A 20,842-nucleotide genomic window follows, 5' to 3' on the forward strand; every position below is an offset into this window, starting at 1 on the left:
AGGATGCGCGGGACGGACGAGACGAGTGGGTCGCGGTTCAGCTACGTTGATCTGGAGGAGCGCAGCCCGGCTCGGCAGCCACTGCGCGAACTCCGACAGGTCGTGAATGACGTGCTCGCCCGTCTCGATGCCGACTTCGAGGCGCTTTACACCGATTTCGGCGCCCTTCGATTCCGCCGGAACGCTTGATCCGGGTGCAGCCCCGAAAGAAGCGCGAGGACGCGTTCGGATGGGCGAAAACCGTCGGCGGCATGGCTCGGACCATGGATCGCGGCGGCGAACGGGTCCGGTCGCGGTTCACTCTGAACCATGGTCGCCAACCACCTCGCCAGGCCACCCCGGTTGCGTGCCGCATGACGCGGAGAGACGGCCCACGGGGCATATGTCGAGCCGCGGGCATCGCGATCAGGAGAAACAGCCCTGATGCGGGGACAGCCTTCCTGATAAGGGAAGTTTCGGCACCCTGTTCGGCCAGCCGGGGCAAGAAATCAGCCAGCTCAGGCTGTGCGATATCGGGGCGGTGGTCTCTGGTCTGCCAATGCCAGGGCATGCGCAATTGCAGCGCGAGATCCTGTCCAACGCCTTTGCCGGTGCTGGCGCCGGGCGCGCCGTTCATCCAGTTCACCCATGCCGCCCATCGCCCGGTTTCTGACCGGTTGCAAGCCGCGCTCGGCATCCGCGCAACCAGGCGCGGCTTGATCTGGACCAAGCTGCCACCGGCCCGCGTATTCGAATTCCGCGCCCTGCCACATTGAACTTCGCCCGAGATGCGCTAAGAACTCAGCGACTTCGCATGGAGAGCTGACAATGACCGACATCCGCACCGAGACCGACAGTTTCGGCCCCCTGGACGTGCCCGCCGACAAATATTGGGGGGCGCAGACGCAGCGCTCCATCATGAATTTCCCGATCGGCTGGGAAAGACAGCCGGTGCCGATCATCCGGGCGCTGGGTGTGGTCAAGAAGGCCTGCGCCCAAGCCAACCTGAGCCTTGGCACCATCGACACCCAAATCGGTGAAACCATCGTCGCCGCCGCCACCGAGGTGATCGACGGCAAGTTCGACGACAATTTCCCGCTGGTGGTCTGGCAGACAGGCTCTGGCACCCAGTCGAACATGAACGCCAATGAGGTGATCAGCAACCGCGCCATCGAGATGCTGGGCGGCGAGATGGGGTCCAAGAAACCTGTGCATCCCAACGACCACTGCAACATGGGCCAATCCTCGAACGACACCTTCCCGACGGCGATGCATGTCGCCATCGGCATGCAGGCCCGTGACGTGCTGTTGCCGGGGCTGGAAAAGCTGGCCGCCGCGCTGGAGGCCAAGCAGGAAGAGTTCAAACATATCATCAAGATCGGGCGCACCCACACCCAGGACGCCACGCCGCTGACCCTGGGCCAGGAATTCTCCGGCTACGCCCATCAGGTCCGCAAGGGGATCGAACGGGTCAAGGCCTGCCTGCCCGACATCTATGAGCTGGCCCAGGGTGGCACCGCCGTCGGCACCGGTCTGAACACCCAGACCGGCTGGAGCGAATTGGTCGCCGCCAATATGGCCGAGATCACCGGCCTGCCCTTTGTCACCGCGCCCAACAAGTTCGAGGCGTTGGCGGCGCATGATGCCATGGTGATGTTCTCGGGCGCGCTGAAGACCGTCGCCGCCAGCCTGTTCAAGATCGCCAATGACATCCGTCTGCTCGGTTCTGGTCCACGCTCCGGGCTGGGCGAGCTGATCCTCCCGGAGAATGAGCCCGGGTCCTCGATCATGCCGGGCAAGGTCAACCCGACCCAGGCCGAGGCGCTGACCATGGTCTGCATCCATGTGATGGGCAATGACGCCGCCATCGGCATGGCCGGGTCACAGGGCCATTTCGAACTGAACGTCTACAACCCGATGATGAGCTACAACCTGCTGCAATCCATGCAACTTCTCGGTGATTCCGCCGGGGCCTTTACCGACAACATGGTGGTCGGTATTCAGGCCAATGAGGCGCGGATCGACAAGCTGATGAAGGAAAGCCTGATGCTGGTGACGGCGCTGGCCCCGACCATCGGCTATGACAATGCCACCAAGGTTGCCAAAACCGCGCATAAGAACGGCACCACCCTGAAGGAAGAGGCGATTGCCCTTGGCCTGGTCGATGCCGAGACCTTTGACCGCGTGGTGCGCCCCGAAGACATGATCGGACCGAAAGGATAACACCATCGCCCGGCCGCTGACCTTCTGGTTCGACTTCGCCTCGCCCGATTCCGACCTCTCGGCGATTTGCATCGCCGACGAGGCGGCGGGCGCCAGGGTGAATTTGCGCGGGCGGCCGTTCCTGCATGGCCCGGCGTTGGCGGCGCCGGGCTGGGCGCGGCATGCGGCAGACCCGGAATGAACACCCCTCCGATCAATCTGTCGAAAATCCGCAAAGCCAAGGCGCGCGCCGAGAAAAAGGCGCGCGGCGATGAAAACGCGACAAAGTTCGGCCAGAGCAAAGTGGACAAGGCGCGGGACAAGGCCCGCAACGCCAAGGCCAGGCGCGATCTCGACGGCCACAAGCGCGAGCCATGAGCGCGCCGATCAAACGTTCGCTGACGCTGCACGGGCACCGCACTTCGGTCTCGCTCGAAGATGAATTCTGGCAGGCGTTCCGCGAAATCGCCGAGACCGAAGCCAAGGGGCTCAATGCCCTGGCCGCCGAAATCGACGCCGCCCGCGACCTCGACACCGGGCTGGCCACCGCGATCCGGCTGTTCGTATTGCGCCATTACCGGCGTTAGGATTCGGTTTGCCGAAACGACCCTATCCTGCGGCCATGTCTGATTTTCCGATGATTGCCACCGAACGCTGGCTCAACCAGGTCTTTGCCGCCAAGGCGGCGCGGAATGGTGGCGTGGTGCGACGCAATCTGCGGGACGTCGAACGCGAGGTCGGCCTCGACTGGTTTCGCCATGAAATCCGCCGCCGCGGATTTCATGCTGTGGAAAATGCCGGTCAGATCGTGGTGTTCTGCAACAATGCGCCGGTCCGGGTGCTGTGCTGAAAAATCTTGGCCAAGATTTTTGCCACCCGCCGATTTGCGAACCTTTTGCGAACCTTCGGGAGGCGAAAAGTTTTCACGAAAACTTTTTCAAAGACTTTTCGCGAAAAGTCTTCCCAAACCCGATTTCGGCAATCGGATTGACGCTTTGCGGCCATTGGGTTACATGACCTTCAAGGATCGAGTTGCGCAAATGACGCAGGGCCATACGGGCCTGATCCTGGACGCGACGGGCCTGAAATGTCCGTCTATCACGGACACACATGACAACTTTTTCAGATCTCGAACTGGACCCCAAAGTCCTGAAAGCCATCGCCGAAGCCGGGTATGAAACCCCGACCCCCATTCAAGCCGGCGCCATACCGCCCGCCCTCCAGGGCAAGGACGTGTTGGGCATTGCCCAGACCGGCACCGGCAAGACCGCCAGCTTTGTGCTGCCGATGATCACCATGCTGGCCAAGGGCCGCGCCCGGGCGCGGATGCCACGCTCGCTGGTGCTCTGCCCGACGCGGGAACTCGCCGCGCAGGTGGCTGAGAATTTCGACACCTATGCCAAGCATGTCAAATTGACCAAGGCGCTGCTGATCGGCGGCGTCTCGTTCAAGGAACAGGACATGCTGATCGACCGCGGCGTCGATGTGCTGATCGCCACGCCGGGCCGCCTGCTGGATCATTTCGAACGCGGTAAACTGCTGCTGACCGGGGTGCAGGTCATGGTGGTGGACGAGGCCGACCGGATGCTCGACATGGGCTTCATCCCGGATATCGAGCGGATCTTCTCGCTCACCCCGTTCACCCGGCAAACCCTGTTCTTCTCGGCCACCATGGCGCCCGAGATCGAGCGGATCACCAACACCTTCCTCTCAGCCCCGGCGCGGATCGAGGTCGCGCGTCAGGCCACCACCGGCGAGAATATCGAACAGGGTGTTGTCATGTTCCGCTATTCCCGCAAGGAGCAGGAAGGCAGCGAAAAACGCGCCCTGCTGCGCGATATCATTCAGGACGAAGGCGACGGGCTGACCAACGCCATCATCTTTTGCAACCGCAAGATGGATGTCGATATCGTCGCCAAATCGCTGAAGAAATACGGCATGGACGCGGCGCCGATCCATGGCGATCTGGAACAATCGCAGCGGATGCGGACGCTGGATGCCTTCCGTGACGGCCAGCTCAAACTTCTGGTCGCCTCGGATGTCGCCGCGCGCGGGCTCGACGTGCCTGCGGTCAGCCATGTGCTGAATTACGACGTGCCCAGCCATGCCGAAGATTACGTTCACCGGATCGGTCGCACCGGCCGCGCCGGGCGCAAGGGCAAAGCGATCATGATCTGCTCGGGTCGCGACGAGAAAAACCTCGCCGCCATCGAAAAGCTGGTCGCCAATACGATTCCGCGGATCGACCTGCCGGGCGGCACCCGCGCCCCGGCCGAAACGCCTGTGACCAGCGCACCCGATGCCGCGACGCCTGAAACCACCGAAGGCAAACCGCGCAGCAGCCGGACACGCAGCCGCAGCCGCAGCCGGTCTGACACGCCCAAGGCACCGGTGCCTGCCGCTGTCAGCGCCGATCCGATCGCCCCCGAGGCCGTCACGGCAGATGCGCCGCAACCGGCACCGCAGCCGGAGCCGGTGGAGGCTGCCAAGGCGCCCGAGCGCTCACAGTCGCGCCGCGGTTCTTCCAGCCGGGGTCAATCCCGGGGCTCCTCGGATCGGAACCATGTCCAGGGGATGGGCGATCACCTGCCCAGCTTCATCGCACTGAGCTTTGAAGAGCGCAAATAGGCCGTTGCACAATCGCGACCTCAGCTTCGGCTGAGGCGCGGCGCGCGGCCATCTTGGCCACACCACTCGTTTGATACTGATGCTATTGCGCAGGGGCTTTGCCCGCATCCAGCCTGCTCTGCAATTGCAGTCGCGGGCGGTTTTCGCATGTCCTGCAGACCTCATCCTGCAGATCAGAGGGCCGCAGGCAGAGGGGCCAAACGGCCCCTCCCTTTGCTCAGGCCGACAGGCGGCTGACAACCACCGTGACTTCGGGCTTTTTGCCAATCTCGTCCTTGGTGGTCTGCCGCACCACCCGACGCAAGGCGGTGTCCAGCTTTGCGTCATCCCGCAGGGTCTTGGCATCGGCGCGACCGAGGAATTGCGACAGGTCTTCCTCCAACACCTCCTGCAGCGCGGCATTGGAGCGCCCGGTCTCGGCCAGCCCACGAATGTCGCACCAAGGATCGCCCAATGGCGCGTCCTCTTCGTCGAGGATCACGGTCAGCGTGACATGGCCGTTCAGCGCCATCCGAATCCGGTCGCGCACGATCCCGTCCAGCGCACCGATCATCACCCTGCCATCTAGATAGCTGCGCCCGGTCTCGACATAGCCGGCCACCGTCGGCCGGTTGCCCGAGAGATCCAGCATGGTGCCATTCACCGCCACGATCCCCGCCCGGCCCAGGCTTTCGGCCAACTTGGCATGCTCGCGCAGATGCCGGTGTTCGCCATGCATCGGAATCACCATCTGCGGGTCGATCAGATTGTGCATCATCTCGATATCCGGGCGGTTGGCATGGCCGGAAACATGGTAATGGCCATCGGCATCGTCGACCACATCGACCCCTTTTTCGGAAAAGGAATTGATGATCTGAATGACGCCCTTTTCATTGCCCGGGATGGTCTTTGAGGAAAACAGAAAGGTGTCTCCCTCTTTCAGCTCTAGCCCGAGAAACTTGCCGCGCGACAATTGCGCCGAGGCCGCTCGGCGTTCGCCTTGGCTGCCAGTGACGATCAACATCAGGTTTTCACGCGGGATCGATACGGCGTCTTCCGGCTGCACAACGGCAGGGAAATCGGTCAATACCCCGGTGGTGACCGAGGCCTCGACCATCCGCTTCATCGCCCGCCCCATCAGACAGACCGAGCGTCCGGCCCGCACCCCGGCCTCGGCCAGGGTGCGCACTCGGGCAACATTGGAGGCAAAGGTGGTGGCCACCATCATCCCGGGTGCAGAACTGACCAGTTTCTCGATCTCGGGCCCGACGCTGGCCTCGGAGCGGCCCTCGTTGCGGGAAAAGACATTGGTGCTGTCGCAGATCAGCGCCTTGACCCCGGGCTTGGCAATCGACGTCCACATATCGTCGTCAAACGGTTCGCCAACCAGCGGCGTCAGATCGCGTTTGAAATCGCCGCTGTGAACCACCCGACCGTCCGGGTAATCAATCACCAGGGCCGAGCTTTCCGGGATCGAATGCGAGATCGGCGCGAAACCGACCTTGAATGGCCCGGCTTGCACCGTGGCCGGCCAGGGGCTGGCGACGCTCACAGCGTCTTCCTTGATGCCGTATTCCGCCATCTTGCCGCGGGCAATATTGGCGGTAAAGGCACGGGCGTGAATCTTTGGCATGCCAAGCGCCTCGTAGAGGTGGCCAACGGCACCGACGTGATCCTCATGCGCATGCGTGATGAACACCGCCTCGAGCCGGTTCAGCCGGGCCTTGAGCCAGCTGATATCGGCCATGATCAGATCGACTCCGGGGCTGCTCTCCATGTCAGGAAAGGTGACGCCGATGTCGACCAGGATCAATCGCTCCTTATCGGGGGCGCCGTAGCCGTAGACATAGGCGTTCATCCCGATTTCCCCGGCACCGCCGAGGGGGAGATAGATCAATCGTTCAGCGGTCATATGTTACCCTGTGCTTTGTTATAGTCATGAATGACCCGCAAACCGTGGATCGTCAGGAATTCGTCAAATTCGTCATACAGCGCGTCGCCCTGTTGGAACAGGGGCGCCAGCCCGCCGGTGGCAATGATCCGCATCGGACGGTCATATTCGGCCAGTATCCGGTCGCAAATTTCGCGCACCAGCCCGACATAGCCCCAGAATACCCCGGATTGCATGCAGGCGACAGTGTTGGTGCCGATCACTTTTAGCGGCTTGGTGACATCGACATGCGGCAGGGCGGCGGCCATTTCATGCAGGGCTTGCAGGCTCAGGTTCACCCCGGGGGCAATCACCCCGCCGACATAGGAGCCATCTTCGGCCACCACGTCAAAGGTGGTGGCGGTGCCGAAATCGACGACGATCAGGTCGCCGCCATACCGGTCAAAGGCCCCGGCGGCGTTAACCAGGCGATCCGGCCCGACCTGGGTGCCCCCATCGACGCGCGGCCCGATCGGCAACAGGCATTCCGGCTTGCCCACCACCAGCGGACGACAGTTGAAATAGCGATCCGACAGGATCCGCAGGTTGAACACCACCCGCGGCACCGTGGTCGAGATGATCACCGCGTGGATATCCATCGGGATCTTGTGATGCGCCAGCAGGGTGGACAGCCAGACGTAATATTGATCCGCCGTGCGCTGATGCTCGGTCGAGGTGCGCAACGTGCACAGGAATTGCGTCCCGTCCCAGACCGAGAACACGGTGTTGGTATTGCCGCAATCAATGGCGAGAAGCATCGCCCCTCTCCTCTTCATGGTTGTAAACGATCAGAAAAACACATCCGCCGCAGTGATCGACTGGCGCCCGGACTCCGTGGCCAGGATCAGATGGCCCTGCTCATCCACAGTTTCAAACCGTCCCGAGGTCTCGGATGTGCTGGTGCGGGCGATGATCACCTCGCCCAGCCGCGCGGCGCGATTGAGCCAGGCATTGCGGATCGGGGCAAAGCCGTAATCGGCAAAGGATTCTTCGTGATGCGCCATGGCCTTGGCCAGCGGGGTCAGAAAATCCTCGGGGGTGATCAGCACCCCGGTTTCGGAAAACAGCGACACCGGGCGCACCGCGTCTTCGGGCAGCAGCCCCGGATCCGGCGCCTCGGCCAGGTTGACGCCGATGCCGACCGCAACCCCGGCGAGCTTGCCACCGCGTTGCACCGTCTCCAGCAGGATCCCCGCCACCTTGCCGCCATTGATCAGCACGTCATTGGGCCATTTCAGCGCAAAGGGATCGCTGCGCCCGGTCACCGCGACAAAGGCGTCGTAAAGCGCCAAGGAGGCGACGAAACTGCGCAGCGCCGCCCGGTCCGGGCCTGCCCTCTCGCGGGTGACAAAGGTGCCGGCAAAATTTCCAGCAGGCTGGCGCCAGACCCGGCCCCGGCGGCCACGCGCGCTGGTCTGGCGTCTGGCCAGGAGCCAGGTCGGTTCCGGCAGGTCGTCGAAACGGCGCTCGGCCTCGTTCAAGGTGCTGTCGGTTTCCTCCAGCACGATGCGGGCATAGCCCTTTGGCCAGTCCTGAACAGGGATGTTCCGGCTCACTTAACCAGCGTCATCGCGGCGGCCTGGGCCGCGGCCTCGACCCCGAAGAGATTGATGATACCGATCACCATGATCGCCGCCGAGGCCATCAGCAGGGTCCAGAGCACCGGCGATCGGCCGGTTTCCAGCCCGGCGCCTTCGCTGCCGAAATACATGTAATAGACGATGCGCAGGTAATAGAACGCGCCAATCACCGAGGCGATGACCCCAGCCACGGCGAGCCAGGCCAGGCCACCGTCATAGGCAGCGCGCAGCACATAAAGCTTGCCAAAGAACCCCAGCAACGGCGGCACCCCGGCCAGGCTGAACATCAGGATCAGCACTGCAAAGGCGCGTCCCGGCTGAACCTTGGAATAGAGATTGAGCGCGGCGATATCGACCACCGGCGCGCCATCACGCTCCATTGTCAGGATAAAGGCAAAGACACCGATATTCATGGTGACGTAGATCGCCATGTAGATCAGCATCGCCTGCACACCCAGCGCCGTGCCCGACGCCAGCCCCATGAGCGCAAAGCCCATATGCGAGATCGAGGAATAGGCCATCAGCCGTTTGATATTGCTCTGCCCGATCGCCGCCACCGCGCCCAGGAACATCGACAGCACCGCCAACAGCGCCACCACCTGCTGCCAATCGCCGGTCACCCCGCCAAAGGCATCATGCATCACCCGGGCGAACAGAGCCATCGCCGCGACCTTGGGCGCGGTCGCAAAGAAGGCGGTCACCGGGGTCGGCGCGCCCTCATAGACATCCGGGGTCCACATGTGGAACGGCACCGCCGAAACCTTGAAGGCGAGACCGGAAATCATGAACACCAGGCCAAACAGCAGCCCGATCGGCGCATGCCCACCCTCAGCCGCGGCGATGATGCCGCTGAACAGGGTGGTTCCGGCAAAGCCATAGATCAGCGAGGCACCATAGAGCAGCAGGCCCGAGGACAGCGCGCCCAGCACGAAATACTTCAACCCGGCTTCGGTCGATTTCACACTGTCGCGGCGCATCGAGGCAACGACGTAGAGCGCCAGCGATTGCAGCTCCACCCCCATATAGACCGCCATCAGATCTCCCGCCGAGACCATCATCATCATGCCGACCGCGGCCAGGGCCACCAGGATCGGGTATTCGAATTTCAGAATGCCGCGACGGGCCATGTATTCCTGCCCCATCACCAGCACCGCCGCCGCCGAGAACAGGATCACCACCTTGGCGAAACGGGCAAAACCGTCGTCAATGAACATGCCGCCGAAGGCCGTCACCCGGTCGCTGGAGCCATTGGCCATGATCCAGAGGCCAAGAATGCCAAAGATCACCGCCGTGACCCAGACCAGCAACCCCGCTGCCTTGTCCTTTGAGGTGTAAACGGCCCCGATCAACGCGATCATGGCGTAGATCGACAGGATGATTTCCGGAAGGATGACGCTCAGATCGGCCTGCATCGTCGGGCTCTCCGTCAGTGCGATGCCGCGGCATGCGTGGCGCTTTCGGCGCCCGCTGTCGCAGCGTGATAAGTGTGAACCAGCGCCTCGGTCGAGGGGCCGATGATATCGGTGACTAGGCTGGGATAGACGCCAAGCAGCAGCGTCATCGCGATCAGCGGCGCAAAGATCGCCTTTTCTCTGCGGCTCATGTCGCTGATCGTGCGCAGGCTTTCCTTGATCAGATCACCCATCACCACCCGGCGATACAGCCACAGCGCATAGCTGGCCGACAGGATCACCCCGGTGGCGGCAATCGCGGCGATCAGGGTGTTGGCCTGGAAGGCCCCCATCAGGATCAGGAATTCGCCAACAAAGCCCGAGGTGCCGGGCAGGCCGACATTGGCCATGGTGAACAGCATGAACACCAGCGCATAGACCGGCATCCGGTTCACCAGCCCGCCATAGGCCTCGATGTCGCGGGTGTGCATCCGGTCGTAGATCACCCCGACGCAGAGGAACAGCGCGCCCGAGACAAAGCCGTGGCTGAGCATCTGGAAAATCGCCCCGTCCAGCCCCTGCTGATTGGCGGCAAAAATGCCCAGGGTGACATAGCCCATATGCGCAACCGAGGAATAGGCGATCAGCTTTTTCATATCCTCCTGCACCAGCGCCACCAGGCTGGTGTAGACGATGGCGATGGCCGACAGCCAGAACATCAGCGGCGTCAGCAAGTCCGAGGCCACCGGGAACATCGGCAGGCTGAACCGCAGGAAGCCATAGCCCCCCATCTTCAGCATGATTGCCGCCAGCACCACCGACCCGGCGGTCGGCGCCTGAACGTGGGCATCCGGCAGCCAGGTGTGCACCGGCCACATCGGGATCTTGACCGCGAAGCTGGCAAAGAAGGCCAGGAACAGCAGCGTCTGCATGCCGCCGACGATCTGCACACCGAGCAGACTAAAGGTTTCCGATCCGAAGTCGAACACCAGCAATTTGGCGATATCGGTGGTCCCGGCCTCGGCCGCCATCACCACCATCGCCACCAGCATCAACACCGAGCCAAGGAAGGTGTAGAGGAAGAACTTGAACGCCGCGTAGATCCGCTCTTTCCCGCCCCAGATGCCGATGATCAGGAACATCGGGATCAGACCGGCCTCAAAGAACACGTAGAACAGCACCAGATCCAGCGCCATGAACACGCCGAGCATCAGGGTTTCGAGCAGCAGGAAGGCGATCATGTATTCCTTGACCCGGCTTTCCACCTTCCAACTGGCGGCAATCGTTAAGGGCATCATGAAGGTGGTCAGCAGCACGAACAGCACGCTGATCCCGTCGACGCCCATCTTGTAGCGCAGACCCAGCAACCACGAGCGATCCTCGACAAACTGGAACCCGGTGTCGTCGGGGTTGAACCCGGCCAGGATGAACAGCGACACCACAAAGGTCAGGGTGGTGGCGATCAGCGCCACCCATTTGGCATTGCGCTGCGCCGCCTCGTCCTCTCCGCGCAGAAAGATCGCGAGGATCAGCGCGGCAATGGCCGGGATAAAGCAGGTAATCGAAAGCAGGTTGGTCATCATTCAGCCCCCCCGCCGATCGACATCCAGGTGACAAGAATCGCGATCCCGACCACCATGGCGAGGGCATAGGTAAAGATATAGCCCGACTGCGCCCGTCCCGCGAGGCGGGTAAGGAACGGCACGATTCCCAGCGCCACCCCGTTGATGCCGCCGTCGATGACGCCCTGATCGCCCTTCTTCCAGAAGAACCGGCCAAGCCACATCGCGGGCCGGATAAAGATAAAGCTGTAGATCTCGTCGAAATACCATTTGTTCAGCAGGAACAGATACAGCGGTCGCTGGCTCTCGGCCAGGCGCTTGGGCAGCGCCGGATTGACGATGTAGAACAACCAGGCGGTAAACAGGCCAATCAGCATCGCGATGAACGGGCTGATCTTGACCCAGGTCGGGGCATGGTGCGCGTCATCCATCACATGATTGTCGGCGCCCATATAGATCGCACCAGCCGGGGCCATGCCCGCGCCATGATCCGCCACCGGGGCCGCGCCGTGGCCATCATCGTTGGCCTCACCATGACCGCTGTCCGCCGTCACGCCATGTCCGGCCTCGCCCGCCTCGGCATGGGCTTCGATGCCAAAGAAGGCATTGACCTTGTGATGGTCGCCAAAGAACGCGCCATACCAGACCATCCCTGAGAACACCGCGCCGAGTGCCAGAACCCCGAGCGGGATCAGCATCACTTTGGGGCTTTCATGGGCGTGATCATGGGTGTGTTTGTCGCCGCGCGCGGTGCCAAAGAAGGTCATGAAGATCAGCCGCCAGGAATAGAACGAGGTGAACAGTGCCGCGATCACCAGCATCCAGAAGCCATAGCCACCGGCGGTGCCCGCCCAGGCGCTTTCGATGATGGCATCCTTGGACAGGAACCCGGCAAAGCCGATGGTTGTCAGCGGGATGCCGACCCCGGTGATCGCCAGGGTGCCGATCAGCATCGCGTAATAGGTCAGCGGGATCTTTTTGCGCAGCCCGCCGTAATTTCGCATGTCCTGCTCATGGTGCATCGCATGGATAACCGACCCGGCGCCAAGGAACAGCATCGCCTTAAAGAACGCATGGGTGAGCAGGTGGAACATCGCCGCCGAATAGACGCCGACCCCTGCCGCCACGAACATATAACCAAGCTGGCTACAGGTCGAATAGGCGATCACCCGTTTGATATCGTTCTGCACCAGACCAACGGTCGCGGCAAAGAACGCGGTGCTGGCGCCGATGAACACGATCAGGTTCTTGGCGTCGGGCGCATATTCGACCAGCGGCGACATCCGGCAGATCATGAACACGCCGGCGGTGACCATGGTGGCCGCGTGGATCAGCGCCGACACCGGGGTCGGCCCCTCCATCGCATCGGGCAGCCAGGTGTGCAGGAACAATTGGGCCGATTTGCCCATCGCGCCGATGAACAGCAACATCACGATGATCTCGGCTGCGTTCCAGCTATAGCCGAGGAAGCTAAGCTCGGTCTCGGCCAGGCGCGGTGCCTCGGCAAAGATGGTGTCGAGGTCGATGCTGTCGACCAGGAAGAACAGCGCCAGCATGCCCAGGATAAAGCCGAAATCGCCGACCCGGTTGACCACGAAGGCCTTGATCGCCGCAGCGTTCGCTGACGGCTTGCGGTAATAAAACCCGATCAACAGGTAAGAGGCGACGCCGACGCCCTCCCAACCAAAGAACATCTGCACCAGGTTGTTGGCGGTCACCAGCATCAGCATGGTGAAGGTGAAGAAGGACAGATAGGCAAAGAAGCGCGGCTTGTAGCTTTCGCCTTCCTTGAAGGCCGGGTCATGCGCCATGTAGCCAAAGCTGTAGAGGTGCACGAAGGCCGAAACCGTGGTCACCACGATCAGCATGATCGCGGTCAGCCGGTCGAGGCGGATCGCCCATTCGGTGGCCAGGGTGCCACTTTCGATCCAGCGCATCAGCGGGATGTGCTGAGTCACCTCGCCCAGCGACAGAAAGGTGATCCAGGACAGGGCACAGGCCACGAACAGCAGCCCGGTGGTGACCCACATCGCCCCGCGTTCGGTGATGATACGCCAGCCGAACCCGGCAATCAGCGCGCCGATCAGCGGCAGGAAAAGGATGAGCTGGACCATGGCGATCAGCCTTTCATCACGTTGACGTCTTCCACGGCGATAGAGCCGCGGTTTCGGTAAAAACAGACCAGAATGGCCAGGCCAATCGCCGCCTCGGCAGCGGCCACGGTCAGCACGAACAGGGTAAACACCTGCCCGGTCAGATCGTTCAGAAAGCTGGAAAAGGACACCAGGTTGATGTTGACCGACAGCAGGATCAACTCGATCGACATCAACAGAATGATGACGTTCTTCCGGTTCAGGAATATCCCGAAGATCCCGGTGACGAACAGCGCTGCTGCCACCGTCAGATAATGTTCAAGTCCGATCATGTCGTCCCTCTCGGTCCTTTACGTCCCGCTGCCGGATTGCCCGGCGTTCTTGTCGTCCGGCGTGGGCTAGAGGCCCTGCCCCGGTTTCACATCCTTCAGTTCCATCGCCTTGGCTGGATCGCGCCACATCTGCGCCAGCACGTTCTGGCGTTTGACATCGCTGCGGTGCCGGACGGTCAGGACGATCGCCCCGATCATCGCCACCAGCAGGATCAGCCCGGCCAGTTGGAACAGCAGGAAATATTTCTCATAGATCAACAGGCCGATTGCCGCAGTGTTCTCGACACCTTCCGGAGTGACCGCCTGCCGGGCGCTCTGGGCGCTATCGGCCTCGATCCACGACCCGTAGGCGAGCGCGAATTGCATCAGCAAAATAAGCCCGATCAACAGCGCCAGCGGCATGTAGCGGGCCATTTCGGCCTTCAGCTCGGCGAAATCGACGTCGAGCATCATCACCACGAACAGGAACAGCACCGCGACCGCGCCGACATAGACAATGATCAGCAGCATCGCGACAAACTCAGCACCCAGCAGCACGAACAGCCCGGCCGCCGACAGGAACGTCAGGATCAGCCACAGCACCGAATGGACCGGGTTGCGGGAAATCACCGTGAACAGCCCACCCGCCAGCAGCGAGACGGCGAACAGATAAAAGGCAAGCACCGCGACACTCATTCCTCTTCCCCTTCCATTTCGTCCATGACCTCTTTGGCCAGCACACCGGCCTTGGTCACAGCCGGAACCCCGGCAAACATGGTCATCTGGGCGATGGCCTCGGCCACCTCCTGATGGGTGGCACCGGCCGCGATCAGGTGGCGCACGGTCAGCCGCAGCTGACTTTCGGCCTGGGCGCCCTGAATCACCAGACCGGCCAGCATCAGGAACAGCCGGGTCTTGGAGTCGAGGCCATCCTTGTTAAAGGATTTGCCAAAGGCCATTTCCATGAATTCCTTGGGCAACGTCGGCCAGATCGCCTCAAACCCCTTGGGATTGAAGTTTTCCAGTGCCGGATTCATCGCCTTGGCCATCGCCTGCGCTTGTTCCAGCATCGCCTCAAACGGATTGCGGGCGTCAGCCATCAGCCTCGCCCTCCTGGGTTATGTCCGCTGCGGCAATTCATCTGTAGGGCGCATCCGTTTCCAGGTTGCGAGCAATCTCGGCCTCCCAGCGGTCGCCATTGGCGAGCAACCGGGACTTGTCATAGAACAGCTCTTCGCGGGTCTCGGTGGCGAATTCGAAATTCGGCCCCTCGACAATGGCGTCAACCGGGCAGGCCTCCTGGCAGAAACCGCAATAGATGCATTTTGTCATGTCGATGTCATAGCGGGTGGTGCGGCGGCTGCCGTCCTCGCGCGGTTCCGCATCGATGGTGATCGCCTGCGCCGGGCAGACCGCCTCGCACAGCTTGCAGGCGATGCAGCGTTCCTCGCCATTCGGATAGCGGCGCAAGGCATGCTCGCCGCGGAACCGCGGGCTGAGCGGGCCCTTTTCATGCGGATAGTTCAGCGTCGCCTTGGGTTTGAAGAAATAGATCATCCCCATCTTGAAGCCCTTGAGGATGTCCGTCAGCAGGAAATATTTCGCTGCCCGGCCATAGTCGATATTCGCCATGTCAGCCCCCCATCGCCCAGCGAGCCCAAAAGCCACCGAACACTTCGAATTTCGCCAGGAATGCAACCAGAACGACCCAGAACAGCGACAGCGGCAGGAACACCTTCCAGCCAATCCGCATCAATTGGTCGTAGCGGTAGCGCGGCACGATGGCCTTGACCATCGAGAACACAAAGAACGCCACCAGCATCTTGCCGGCCATCCACAGGAACCCGTCCGGCAGGCCCGGCACCGGCGACAGCCAGCCGCCAAAGAACAGCAGCGACACCAGCGCGCACATCAGCACGATGGCGACATATTCGCCGATCATGAACAACAGGAACGGGGTCGAGGAATATTCGACCTGATAGCCCGCGACCAGTTCAGACTCAGCCTCGGGCAGGTCGAACGGCGGGCGGTTGGTTTCCGCCAGGGCTGAGATGAAGAACAGGATGACCATCGGGAAATGCGGCAGCCAATACCAGTTCAGCAGCCCCAGATTGCCGTCCTGCGCATGCACAATATCGCTGAGGTTCAGCGAGCCGGTGGAAATGATCACCCCGATGATGATCAGCCCGATCGAGACCTCATAAGAGATCATTTGCGCGGCAGACCGAAGCGAGCCGAGGAACGGATATTTCGAATTCGACGCCCAACCGCCCATGATCACGCCGTATACCTCAAGCGAGGAGACCGCGAAGATATAGAGGATGGCGACATTGATATCCGAAAGGATCCAGCCGTCGTTGAATGGAATTACCGCCCAGGCGATCATCGCCAGCGCGAAGGAGGTCAGCGGCGCCATCAGGAACACCGCCCGATCTGCCCCAGCCGGGATCACCACCTCTTTGGTGATGTATTTGATGAAATCCGCGAAGCTCTGCAGCAGGCCGAACACGCCCACCACGTTCGGGCCCTTGCGCAACTGCACCGCCGCCCAGATTTTCCGGTCGGCATAGAGCAGAAACGCCAGTGCCACCAGCAGCGGCACCACGATCAGCAACACCTGCCCGATAATCAGCAGGGCGATCCCCAGCGGATGAGAGGTAAAGAATTCAGCCATCTGTCCCTACGCGCCTTTCATACCGTCGGAATCTTGCGTTCCGTGCAGTCTGCAACCACGACCTCTGCGTCAATGGTCCTGAGCCCATCCGGCAGTGCCGCCGAGATGGTATAAACAGCATCCGCCTGCCAGAGGCCAGCCTCTTGGGCGACATTTGTGCGCAGATGCCGTGCAAAACCGTAGCCACGGATCAATGCATAACGCGCTGCGGCGCATTCGGCATAGTCGGCCACGTCTTCGCCATCCCGCGCGCCCCGCATACGGACGTGGAAATTCACCAGGTCGCCGTCCAGCAACCGGGTCTCAATGCCCTCATAAGATGGGGCATAGGGGCCGGTGAACCGCGCTTCGGCGCGGGCCACGGCGGCCTGCTTTGCTGTCATGCCCTCATCGTCCGACGCCGGGGCGCAGGCCACCAGCCCGGTCAGGGCCAGAGAGAGGAGGGCAAAACGACGCATCTTATTCTGCCGCCATCGCGGTGTCATTGCGCGCCTTGGCGCGGGCCGACAGATCGGCCATCACCTCGGAGGCGCGGGCAATCGGATTGGTCAGGTAGAAATCCCCGAGTGCCGCGACAAAACTCGCCTCGCCCAGCTGACCCGACTCAAGCGGTTGCCAGTCGTTTTCCGGCACCGTGTCGATCCCCTTCAGATGCGGCACCTCGGCGACCAGCGTCTGACGCAGCTGTGCCAGGCTGTCATAGGGCAGCGTCGCGTCCAGCTCAGCCGAAAGCGCCCGCAGGATCGCCCAGTTTTCCTTGGCCTGGCCCGGTGCGAATCCGGCGCGCAGCGCCAGCTGCGGGCGGCCTTCGGTGTTGACGAACAGCCCGCTCTCTTCGGTCCAGGCGGCGCCCGGCAGAATCACATCGGCGCGGTGCGCGCCCCGGTCGCCATGGCTGCCTTGGTAGATGACAAAGGGCCCGGGCGCGATATCGACCTCATCGGCGCCGAGGTTGTAAACCACCTCAGCCCCGTCCAGTGCCGCAGGCAGGCCACCCGCCGTCACCGCATCGACATCCATCGCCCCAACCCGACCCGCGGCGGTGTGCAGCACCAGCAGCTTGCCATTGGAGCGCTCGACTGCGGTCATCACTTCGGCCAGAACCGCCGCGCCATCGGCCTCGCGCAGCGCGCCCTGGCCAACGATCATCACCGAGTTCTTTTCCTTGATGTCGCCGAAGTCATGCTTGGCCAGCCCGGCCAGCGCCTTGCGGTCATTGCCCATGTCAAAGACGTCATAGCTCAACCCGGCCGGGACACCGATGCCACCGATCTGGGCACCGTTCAACCAAGCCTTGCGGATCCGGGCATTCAGAACCGGCGCCTCAACTTCTGGATTGGTTCCAATCAGCATAATGTAGGCGGCGCTGTCGATATCCTCGATCGAGGCGGTGCCAACATAGGCGGAGCGGTTGCCAACAGGCAGCTTCGCGCCGTCGGTGCGGCATTCGACAGAACCGCCCTGCCCCTCGATCAGCTGTTTCAGCGCAAAGGCGGCCTCGACCGGGGCCAGATCACCGACCAGCCCGGCCAGTTTCTTGCCCTGCATCGCCGTCGCGGCGGCGCTCAGCGCCTCGGGCCAGGTGGCCGGGCGCAGCTTGCCGTTTTCACGGATATAGGGCGTGTCCAGCCGTTGCCGACGCAGCCCGTCCCAGACAAAGCGGGTCTTGTCGGAAATCCATTCCTCGTTCACCCCGTCATGGTTGCGCGGCAGGATGCGCATCACTTCGCGGCCCTTGGTGTCGACGCGGATCGAGGATCCAAGCGCGTCCATCACGTCGATGGTTTCGGTCTTGGTCAGCTCCCACGGACGGGCAGTAAAGGCGTAAGGCTTTGAAACCAGAGCCCCAACCGGGCAGAGATCAATGATATTGCCCTGCATGTTGGAATTCAGCGTCTGGTTCAGGTAGCTGGTGATCTCGGCATCTTCGCCGCGCCCGGTCTGGCCCATCTGGGTGATCCCGGCGACCTCAGAGGTGAAGCGCACGCAGCGGGTGCAGGAAATGCAGCGGGTCATATGGGTTTCAACCAGCGGCCCGAGATCGAGATCGTCGCTGGCGCGCTTGGGTTCGCGGAAGCGCGAGAAATCGACGCCATAGGCCATCGCCTGATCCTGCAGATCACATTCACCGCCCTGATCGCAGATCGGGCAATCCAGCGGGTGGTTGATCAGCAGGAATTCCATCACCCCCTCGCGGGCCTTTTTGACCATCGGCGAGTTGGTTTTCACCACCGGCGGCGCGCCTTCCGGCCCGGGGCGCAGATCCTTGACCTGCATCGCACAAGAGGCGGCGGGTTTCGGCGGGCCGCCAACAACCTCGACCAGACACATCCGGCAATTGCCGGCGATCGACAGGCGTTCATGGTAGCAAAAGCGCGGCACTTCGACCCCGGCCTGTTCGCAGGCCTGGATCAGGGTCAGCGCCGGGTCGACCTCGACCTCGATACCGTCAATGATGATCTTGCGAAGGTCCGCCATATCCTAGTTCTCCATCAGAAAAGCCCCTGTTCCGGCGGCTCTTCCCATTCATCCCGGCCGCTTACGGCCTGTAATTCAATCCAGCACAGTGCAAGCCGGGGCTTACAACCATCCCTTGCATTCGCCCTTCAGGGTCAGCGTGTCATCGACGATGATCAGCGAACTGTCCGGATCATCCGGGCCGATGGTCCAGTCGACGCCGGACCAGCCGAAGAATTTCATGCAATATTTCACCGACTCATAGCGGCCTGCCTCTTTGGCGCCCGCCAGGCTCTGGCTGACCTTGTTGACCGTGACGCTGAATTTCTGCGGCGCCTCGTCGTCCTTGGTCAGCTTGGCGCGGTAATACTTGTCGTCAAAACTCACCCGACCACCGCCAGAAACCCAGCTGACGCCGGATTGCACCACACCGCAGCCAGTGAGCGCAACGAGCATCACCGCCAGCACCGCGCGACGCGGCAATGGGCTACGAAACTGGGCCATAGCGATCACTCCGCCGCCACGGCGGTGACGCCGCGCTTGTGTTTGATCCGGTCCTCGATCTCGCCACGGAAATTCCTGATCAGCCCCTGGATCGGCCAGGCCGCCGCATCGCCCAGAGCGCAGATCGTATGGCCCTCGACCTGCTTGGTCACATCCCAGAGCATGTCGATTTCCTCTGGCTCGGCCTCGCCGCGCACCAACCGGTCCATCACCCGCATCATCCAGCCGGTGCCCTCGCGGCAGGGGGTGCATTGGCCACAGCTCTCGTGTTTGTAAAACGCCGACAGCCGCCAGATCGCTTTGACGATATCGACAGATTTGTCCATCACGATCACCGCAGCGGTGCCCAGCCCCGAGCCAAGCTCGCCGCGCAGATAGTCGAAATCCATCACCGCGTCGCGCATGTTCTCGCCGCGCACACAGGGCACCGAGGATCCGCCGGGGATCACCGCCAGCAGATTGTCCCAGCCGCCGCGAATGCCACCGCAATGCTTTTCGATCAACTCTTCAAAGCCGATCGACATCGCTTCTTCGACGACGCAGGGGTTGTTCACATGGCCTGAAATCGCAAACAACTTGGTGCCCGCATTGTTCTCCCGGCCAAAGCCCGCGAACCAGTCGGCACCACGGCGCAGGATGGTCGGCACGACGGCGATGGATTCGACGTTGTTCACCGTGGTCGGGCAGCCATAAAGCCCTGCCCCGGCAGGGAACGGCGGTTTCATCCGCGGCATGCCCTTCTTGCCCTCAAGGCTTTCCAGCAGCGCGGTTTCCTCGCCGCAGATATAGGCCCCCGCACCGTGATGCAGGTAGAGGTCGAAATCATAGCCGGATTTACAGGCGTTCTTGCCGATCAACCCGGCCGCGTAGGCCTCGTCAATCGCCGCCTGCAGCGCCTCGCGCTCGCGGATATATTCACCGCGAATATAGATGTAGCAGGCATTCGCCCCCATCGCGAAAGACGCGATCAGGCAGCCCTCGACCAGCGTATGCGGGTCGTGGCGCATGATTTCCCGGTCCTTGCAGGTGCCGGGCTCGGATTCATCGGCATTGACCACCAGATAGGAGGGGCGCCCATCGCTTTCCTTGGGCATGAACGACCATTTCAGCCCGGTCGGGAACCCGGCGCCGCCGCGTCCACGCAGACCCGAGGCCTTCATGATCTCGACGATCTTGTCGCGCCCCAGCGCCAGCAGCCCCTTGGTGCCATCCCAATGGCCACGCGCCTGCGCGCCCTTCAGCGTGCGGTCATGCATGCCGTAGATATTGGTGAATATCCGGTCCTGATCCTTGAGCATCACGCTACCCTTGCCCCTTGTCGTTCAATTGTTGGCGCAGACGCCAGATTTGCCAGAGGTTGACAAAGACCCAGACGAAGCCCGCGATCGCCGCCATGTCGAACAGAAAGACAAAGCGAACTGGCAGGCCCAGCCAGGGCACCAGCGCGGTGCCAACCAGCCATATCAGCATGGTGCCTGCGATCACCAGGGCGACAACGCGCCCGCGTCGGGCCAGCGCCCGTTCGCTGTCTTGCCGGTTTGCCATGTTCATC

At 62.2% G+C, this 20,842-nt stretch carries 22 protein-coding genes and 1 pseudogene; 7 read left to right on the plus strand and 16 right to left on the minus strand.

Annotation, left to right across the window (positions count from 1 at the left end; all coding sequences use genetic code 11):
- Positions 1–3: 3 nt before the first annotated feature.
- From P1U48_RS08575 to P1U48_RS08605, 7 genes and pseudogenes are all read left to right on the plus strand, one after another.
- Positions 4–194: pseudogene (locus P1U48_RS08575) on the plus strand (IS5/IS1182 family transposase); the annotation flags it as partial.
- 396 nt (positions 195–590) lie between these two features.
- Positions 591–755, plus strand: coding sequence for a hypothetical protein (locus P1U48_RS08580; protein ID WP_301068619.1), 165 nt, complete (start codon positions 591–593; stop codon positions 753–755).
- 52 nt (positions 756–807) lie between these two features.
- Entirely contained in the window at positions 808–2,202 is a 1,395-nt protein-coding gene (gene fumC, locus P1U48_RS08585) for a class II fumarate hydratase (protein ID WP_301068540.1), read from the plus strand.
- 177 nt (positions 2,203–2,379) lie between these two features.
- Positions 2,380–2,559 carry a DUF4169 family protein gene (locus tag P1U48_RS08590; RefSeq protein ID WP_301068541.1) on the plus strand — a complete coding sequence of 60 codons (180 nt, stop codon included), beginning with the start codon at positions 2,380–2,382 and terminating at the stop codon, positions 2,557–2,559.
- Positions 2,556–2,768, plus strand: a complete 213-nt coding sequence (locus tag P1U48_RS08595; protein ID WP_301068542.1) for a ribbon-helix-helix domain-containing protein — start codon at positions 2,556–2,558, stop codon at positions 2,766–2,768. The genes P1U48_RS08590 and P1U48_RS08595 overlap by 4 nt, the downstream gene beginning before the upstream one ends.
- A gap of 35 nt (positions 2,769–2,803) precedes the next feature.
- Positions 2,804–3,031 carry an N-(5'-phosphoribosyl)anthranilate isomerase gene (locus tag P1U48_RS08600; protein WP_301068543.1) on the plus strand — a complete coding sequence of 76 codons (228 nt, stop codon included), beginning with the start codon at positions 2,804–2,806 and terminating at the stop codon, positions 3,029–3,031.
- Between the two features lie 260 nt (positions 3,032–3,291).
- Positions 3,292–4,809 (plus strand): DEAD/DEAH box helicase, encoded by a 1,518-nt coding sequence (locus P1U48_RS08605; protein WP_301068544.1) that lies wholly within the window; start codon positions 3,292–3,294, stop codon positions 4,807–4,809.
- Between the two features lie 217 nt (positions 4,810–5,026).
- On the opposite strand, the gene P1U48_RS08610 is transcribed toward P1U48_RS08605, so the two are convergent.
- The 16 genes from P1U48_RS08610 to P1U48_RS08685 form a co-directional block, all read right to left on the minus strand.
- A complete protein-coding gene (locus tag P1U48_RS08610; RefSeq protein ID WP_301068545.1) occupies positions 5,027–6,700 on the minus strand; it encodes a ribonuclease J in 1,674 nt (557 codons plus the stop codon).
- On the minus strand, positions 6,697–7,476 hold the full coding sequence (locus tag P1U48_RS08615; RefSeq protein WP_301068546.1) for a type III pantothenate kinase: 780 nt from the start codon (positions 7,474–7,476) through the stop codon (positions 6,697–6,699). The genes P1U48_RS08610 and P1U48_RS08615 overlap by 4 nt, the downstream gene beginning before the upstream one ends.
- Before the next feature lie 30 nt (positions 7,477–7,506).
- Positions 7,507–8,274: a biotin--[acetyl-CoA-carboxylase] ligase gene (locus P1U48_RS08620; RefSeq protein WP_301068547.1), complete on the minus strand. Its 768-nt coding sequence runs from the start codon at positions 8,272–8,274 to the stop codon at positions 7,507–7,509.
- On the minus strand, positions 8,271–9,710 hold the full coding sequence (gene nuoN, locus P1U48_RS08625; RefSeq protein WP_301068549.1) for an NADH-quinone oxidoreductase subunit NuoN: 1,440 nt from the start codon (positions 9,708–9,710) through the stop codon (positions 8,271–8,273). The genes P1U48_RS08620 and nuoN overlap by 4 nt, the downstream gene beginning before the upstream one ends.
- A 14-nt stretch (positions 9,711–9,724) precedes the next feature.
- On the minus strand, positions 9,725–11,269 hold the full coding sequence (locus P1U48_RS08630; RefSeq protein WP_301068550.1) for an NADH-quinone oxidoreductase subunit M: 1,545 nt from the start codon (positions 11,267–11,269) through the stop codon (positions 9,725–9,727).
- Complete coding sequence (nuoL, locus tag P1U48_RS08635; protein ID WP_301068551.1) at positions 11,269–13,365, minus strand: NADH-quinone oxidoreductase subunit L; 2,097 nt, start codon at positions 13,363–13,365, stop codon at positions 11,269–11,271. Before nuoL ends, P1U48_RS08630 begins: the two co-directional genes overlap by 1 nt.
- Before the next feature lie 5 nt (positions 13,366–13,370).
- Positions 13,371–13,676, minus strand: a complete 306-nt coding sequence (gene nuoK, locus P1U48_RS08640) for an NADH-quinone oxidoreductase subunit NuoK (protein WP_301068553.1) — start codon at positions 13,674–13,676, stop codon at positions 13,371–13,373.
- Positions 13,677–13,742: 66 nt separating this feature from the next.
- On the minus strand, positions 13,743–14,351 hold the full coding sequence (locus tag P1U48_RS08645; protein WP_301068555.1) for an NADH-quinone oxidoreductase subunit J: 609 nt from the start codon (positions 14,349–14,351) through the stop codon (positions 13,743–13,745).
- Positions 14,348–14,755 (minus strand): carboxymuconolactone decarboxylase family protein, encoded by a 408-nt coding sequence (locus P1U48_RS08650; protein WP_301068556.1) that lies wholly within the window; start codon positions 14,753–14,755, stop codon positions 14,348–14,350. Before P1U48_RS08650 ends, P1U48_RS08645 begins: the two co-directional genes overlap by 4 nt.
- 37 nt (positions 14,756–14,792) lie before the next feature.
- On the minus strand, positions 14,793–15,287 hold the full coding sequence (nuoI, locus tag P1U48_RS08655; protein ID WP_301068557.1) for an NADH-quinone oxidoreductase subunit NuoI: 495 nt from the start codon (positions 15,285–15,287) through the stop codon (positions 14,793–14,795).
- A gap of 1 nt (position 15,288) precedes the next feature.
- Positions 15,289–16,329, minus strand: a complete 1,041-nt coding sequence (gene nuoH, locus P1U48_RS08660; RefSeq protein ID WP_301068558.1) for an NADH-quinone oxidoreductase subunit NuoH — start codon at positions 16,327–16,329, stop codon at positions 15,289–15,291.
- A gap of 17 nt (positions 16,330–16,346) precedes the next feature.
- Positions 16,347–16,787, minus strand: coding sequence for a hypothetical protein (locus tag P1U48_RS08665; RefSeq protein WP_301068559.1), 441 nt, complete (start codon positions 16,785–16,787; stop codon positions 16,347–16,349).
- A 1-nt stretch (position 16,788) separates the two neighbouring features.
- Positions 16,789–18,807, minus strand: a complete 2,019-nt coding sequence (nuoG, locus tag P1U48_RS08670; protein WP_301068560.1) for an NADH-quinone oxidoreductase subunit NuoG — start codon at positions 18,805–18,807, stop codon at positions 16,789–16,791.
- Positions 18,808–18,909: 102 nt separating this feature from the next.
- Positions 18,910–19,290 carry a hypothetical protein gene (locus P1U48_RS08675; protein WP_301068562.1) on the minus strand — a complete coding sequence of 127 codons (381 nt, stop codon included), beginning with the start codon at positions 19,288–19,290 and terminating at the stop codon, positions 18,910–18,912.
- A gap of 5 nt (positions 19,291–19,295) precedes the next feature.
- Positions 19,296–20,588: an NADH-quinone oxidoreductase subunit NuoF gene (nuoF, locus tag P1U48_RS08680; protein WP_301068564.1), complete on the minus strand. Its 1,293-nt coding sequence runs from the start codon at positions 20,586–20,588 to the stop codon at positions 19,296–19,298.
- A 4-nt stretch (positions 20,589–20,592) separates the two neighbouring features.
- A complete protein-coding gene (locus P1U48_RS08685; protein WP_301068565.1) occupies positions 20,593–20,835 on the minus strand; it encodes a DUF5337 domain-containing protein in 243 nt (80 codons plus the stop codon).
- Positions 20,836–20,842 lie beyond the last annotated feature (7 nt).

Origin of the sequence: Pseudooceanicola sp., assembly GCF_029213205.1 — a bacterium.
Taxonomy (GTDB): domain Bacteria; phylum Pseudomonadota; class Alphaproteobacteria; order Rhodobacterales; family Rhodobacteraceae; genus Pseudooceanicola.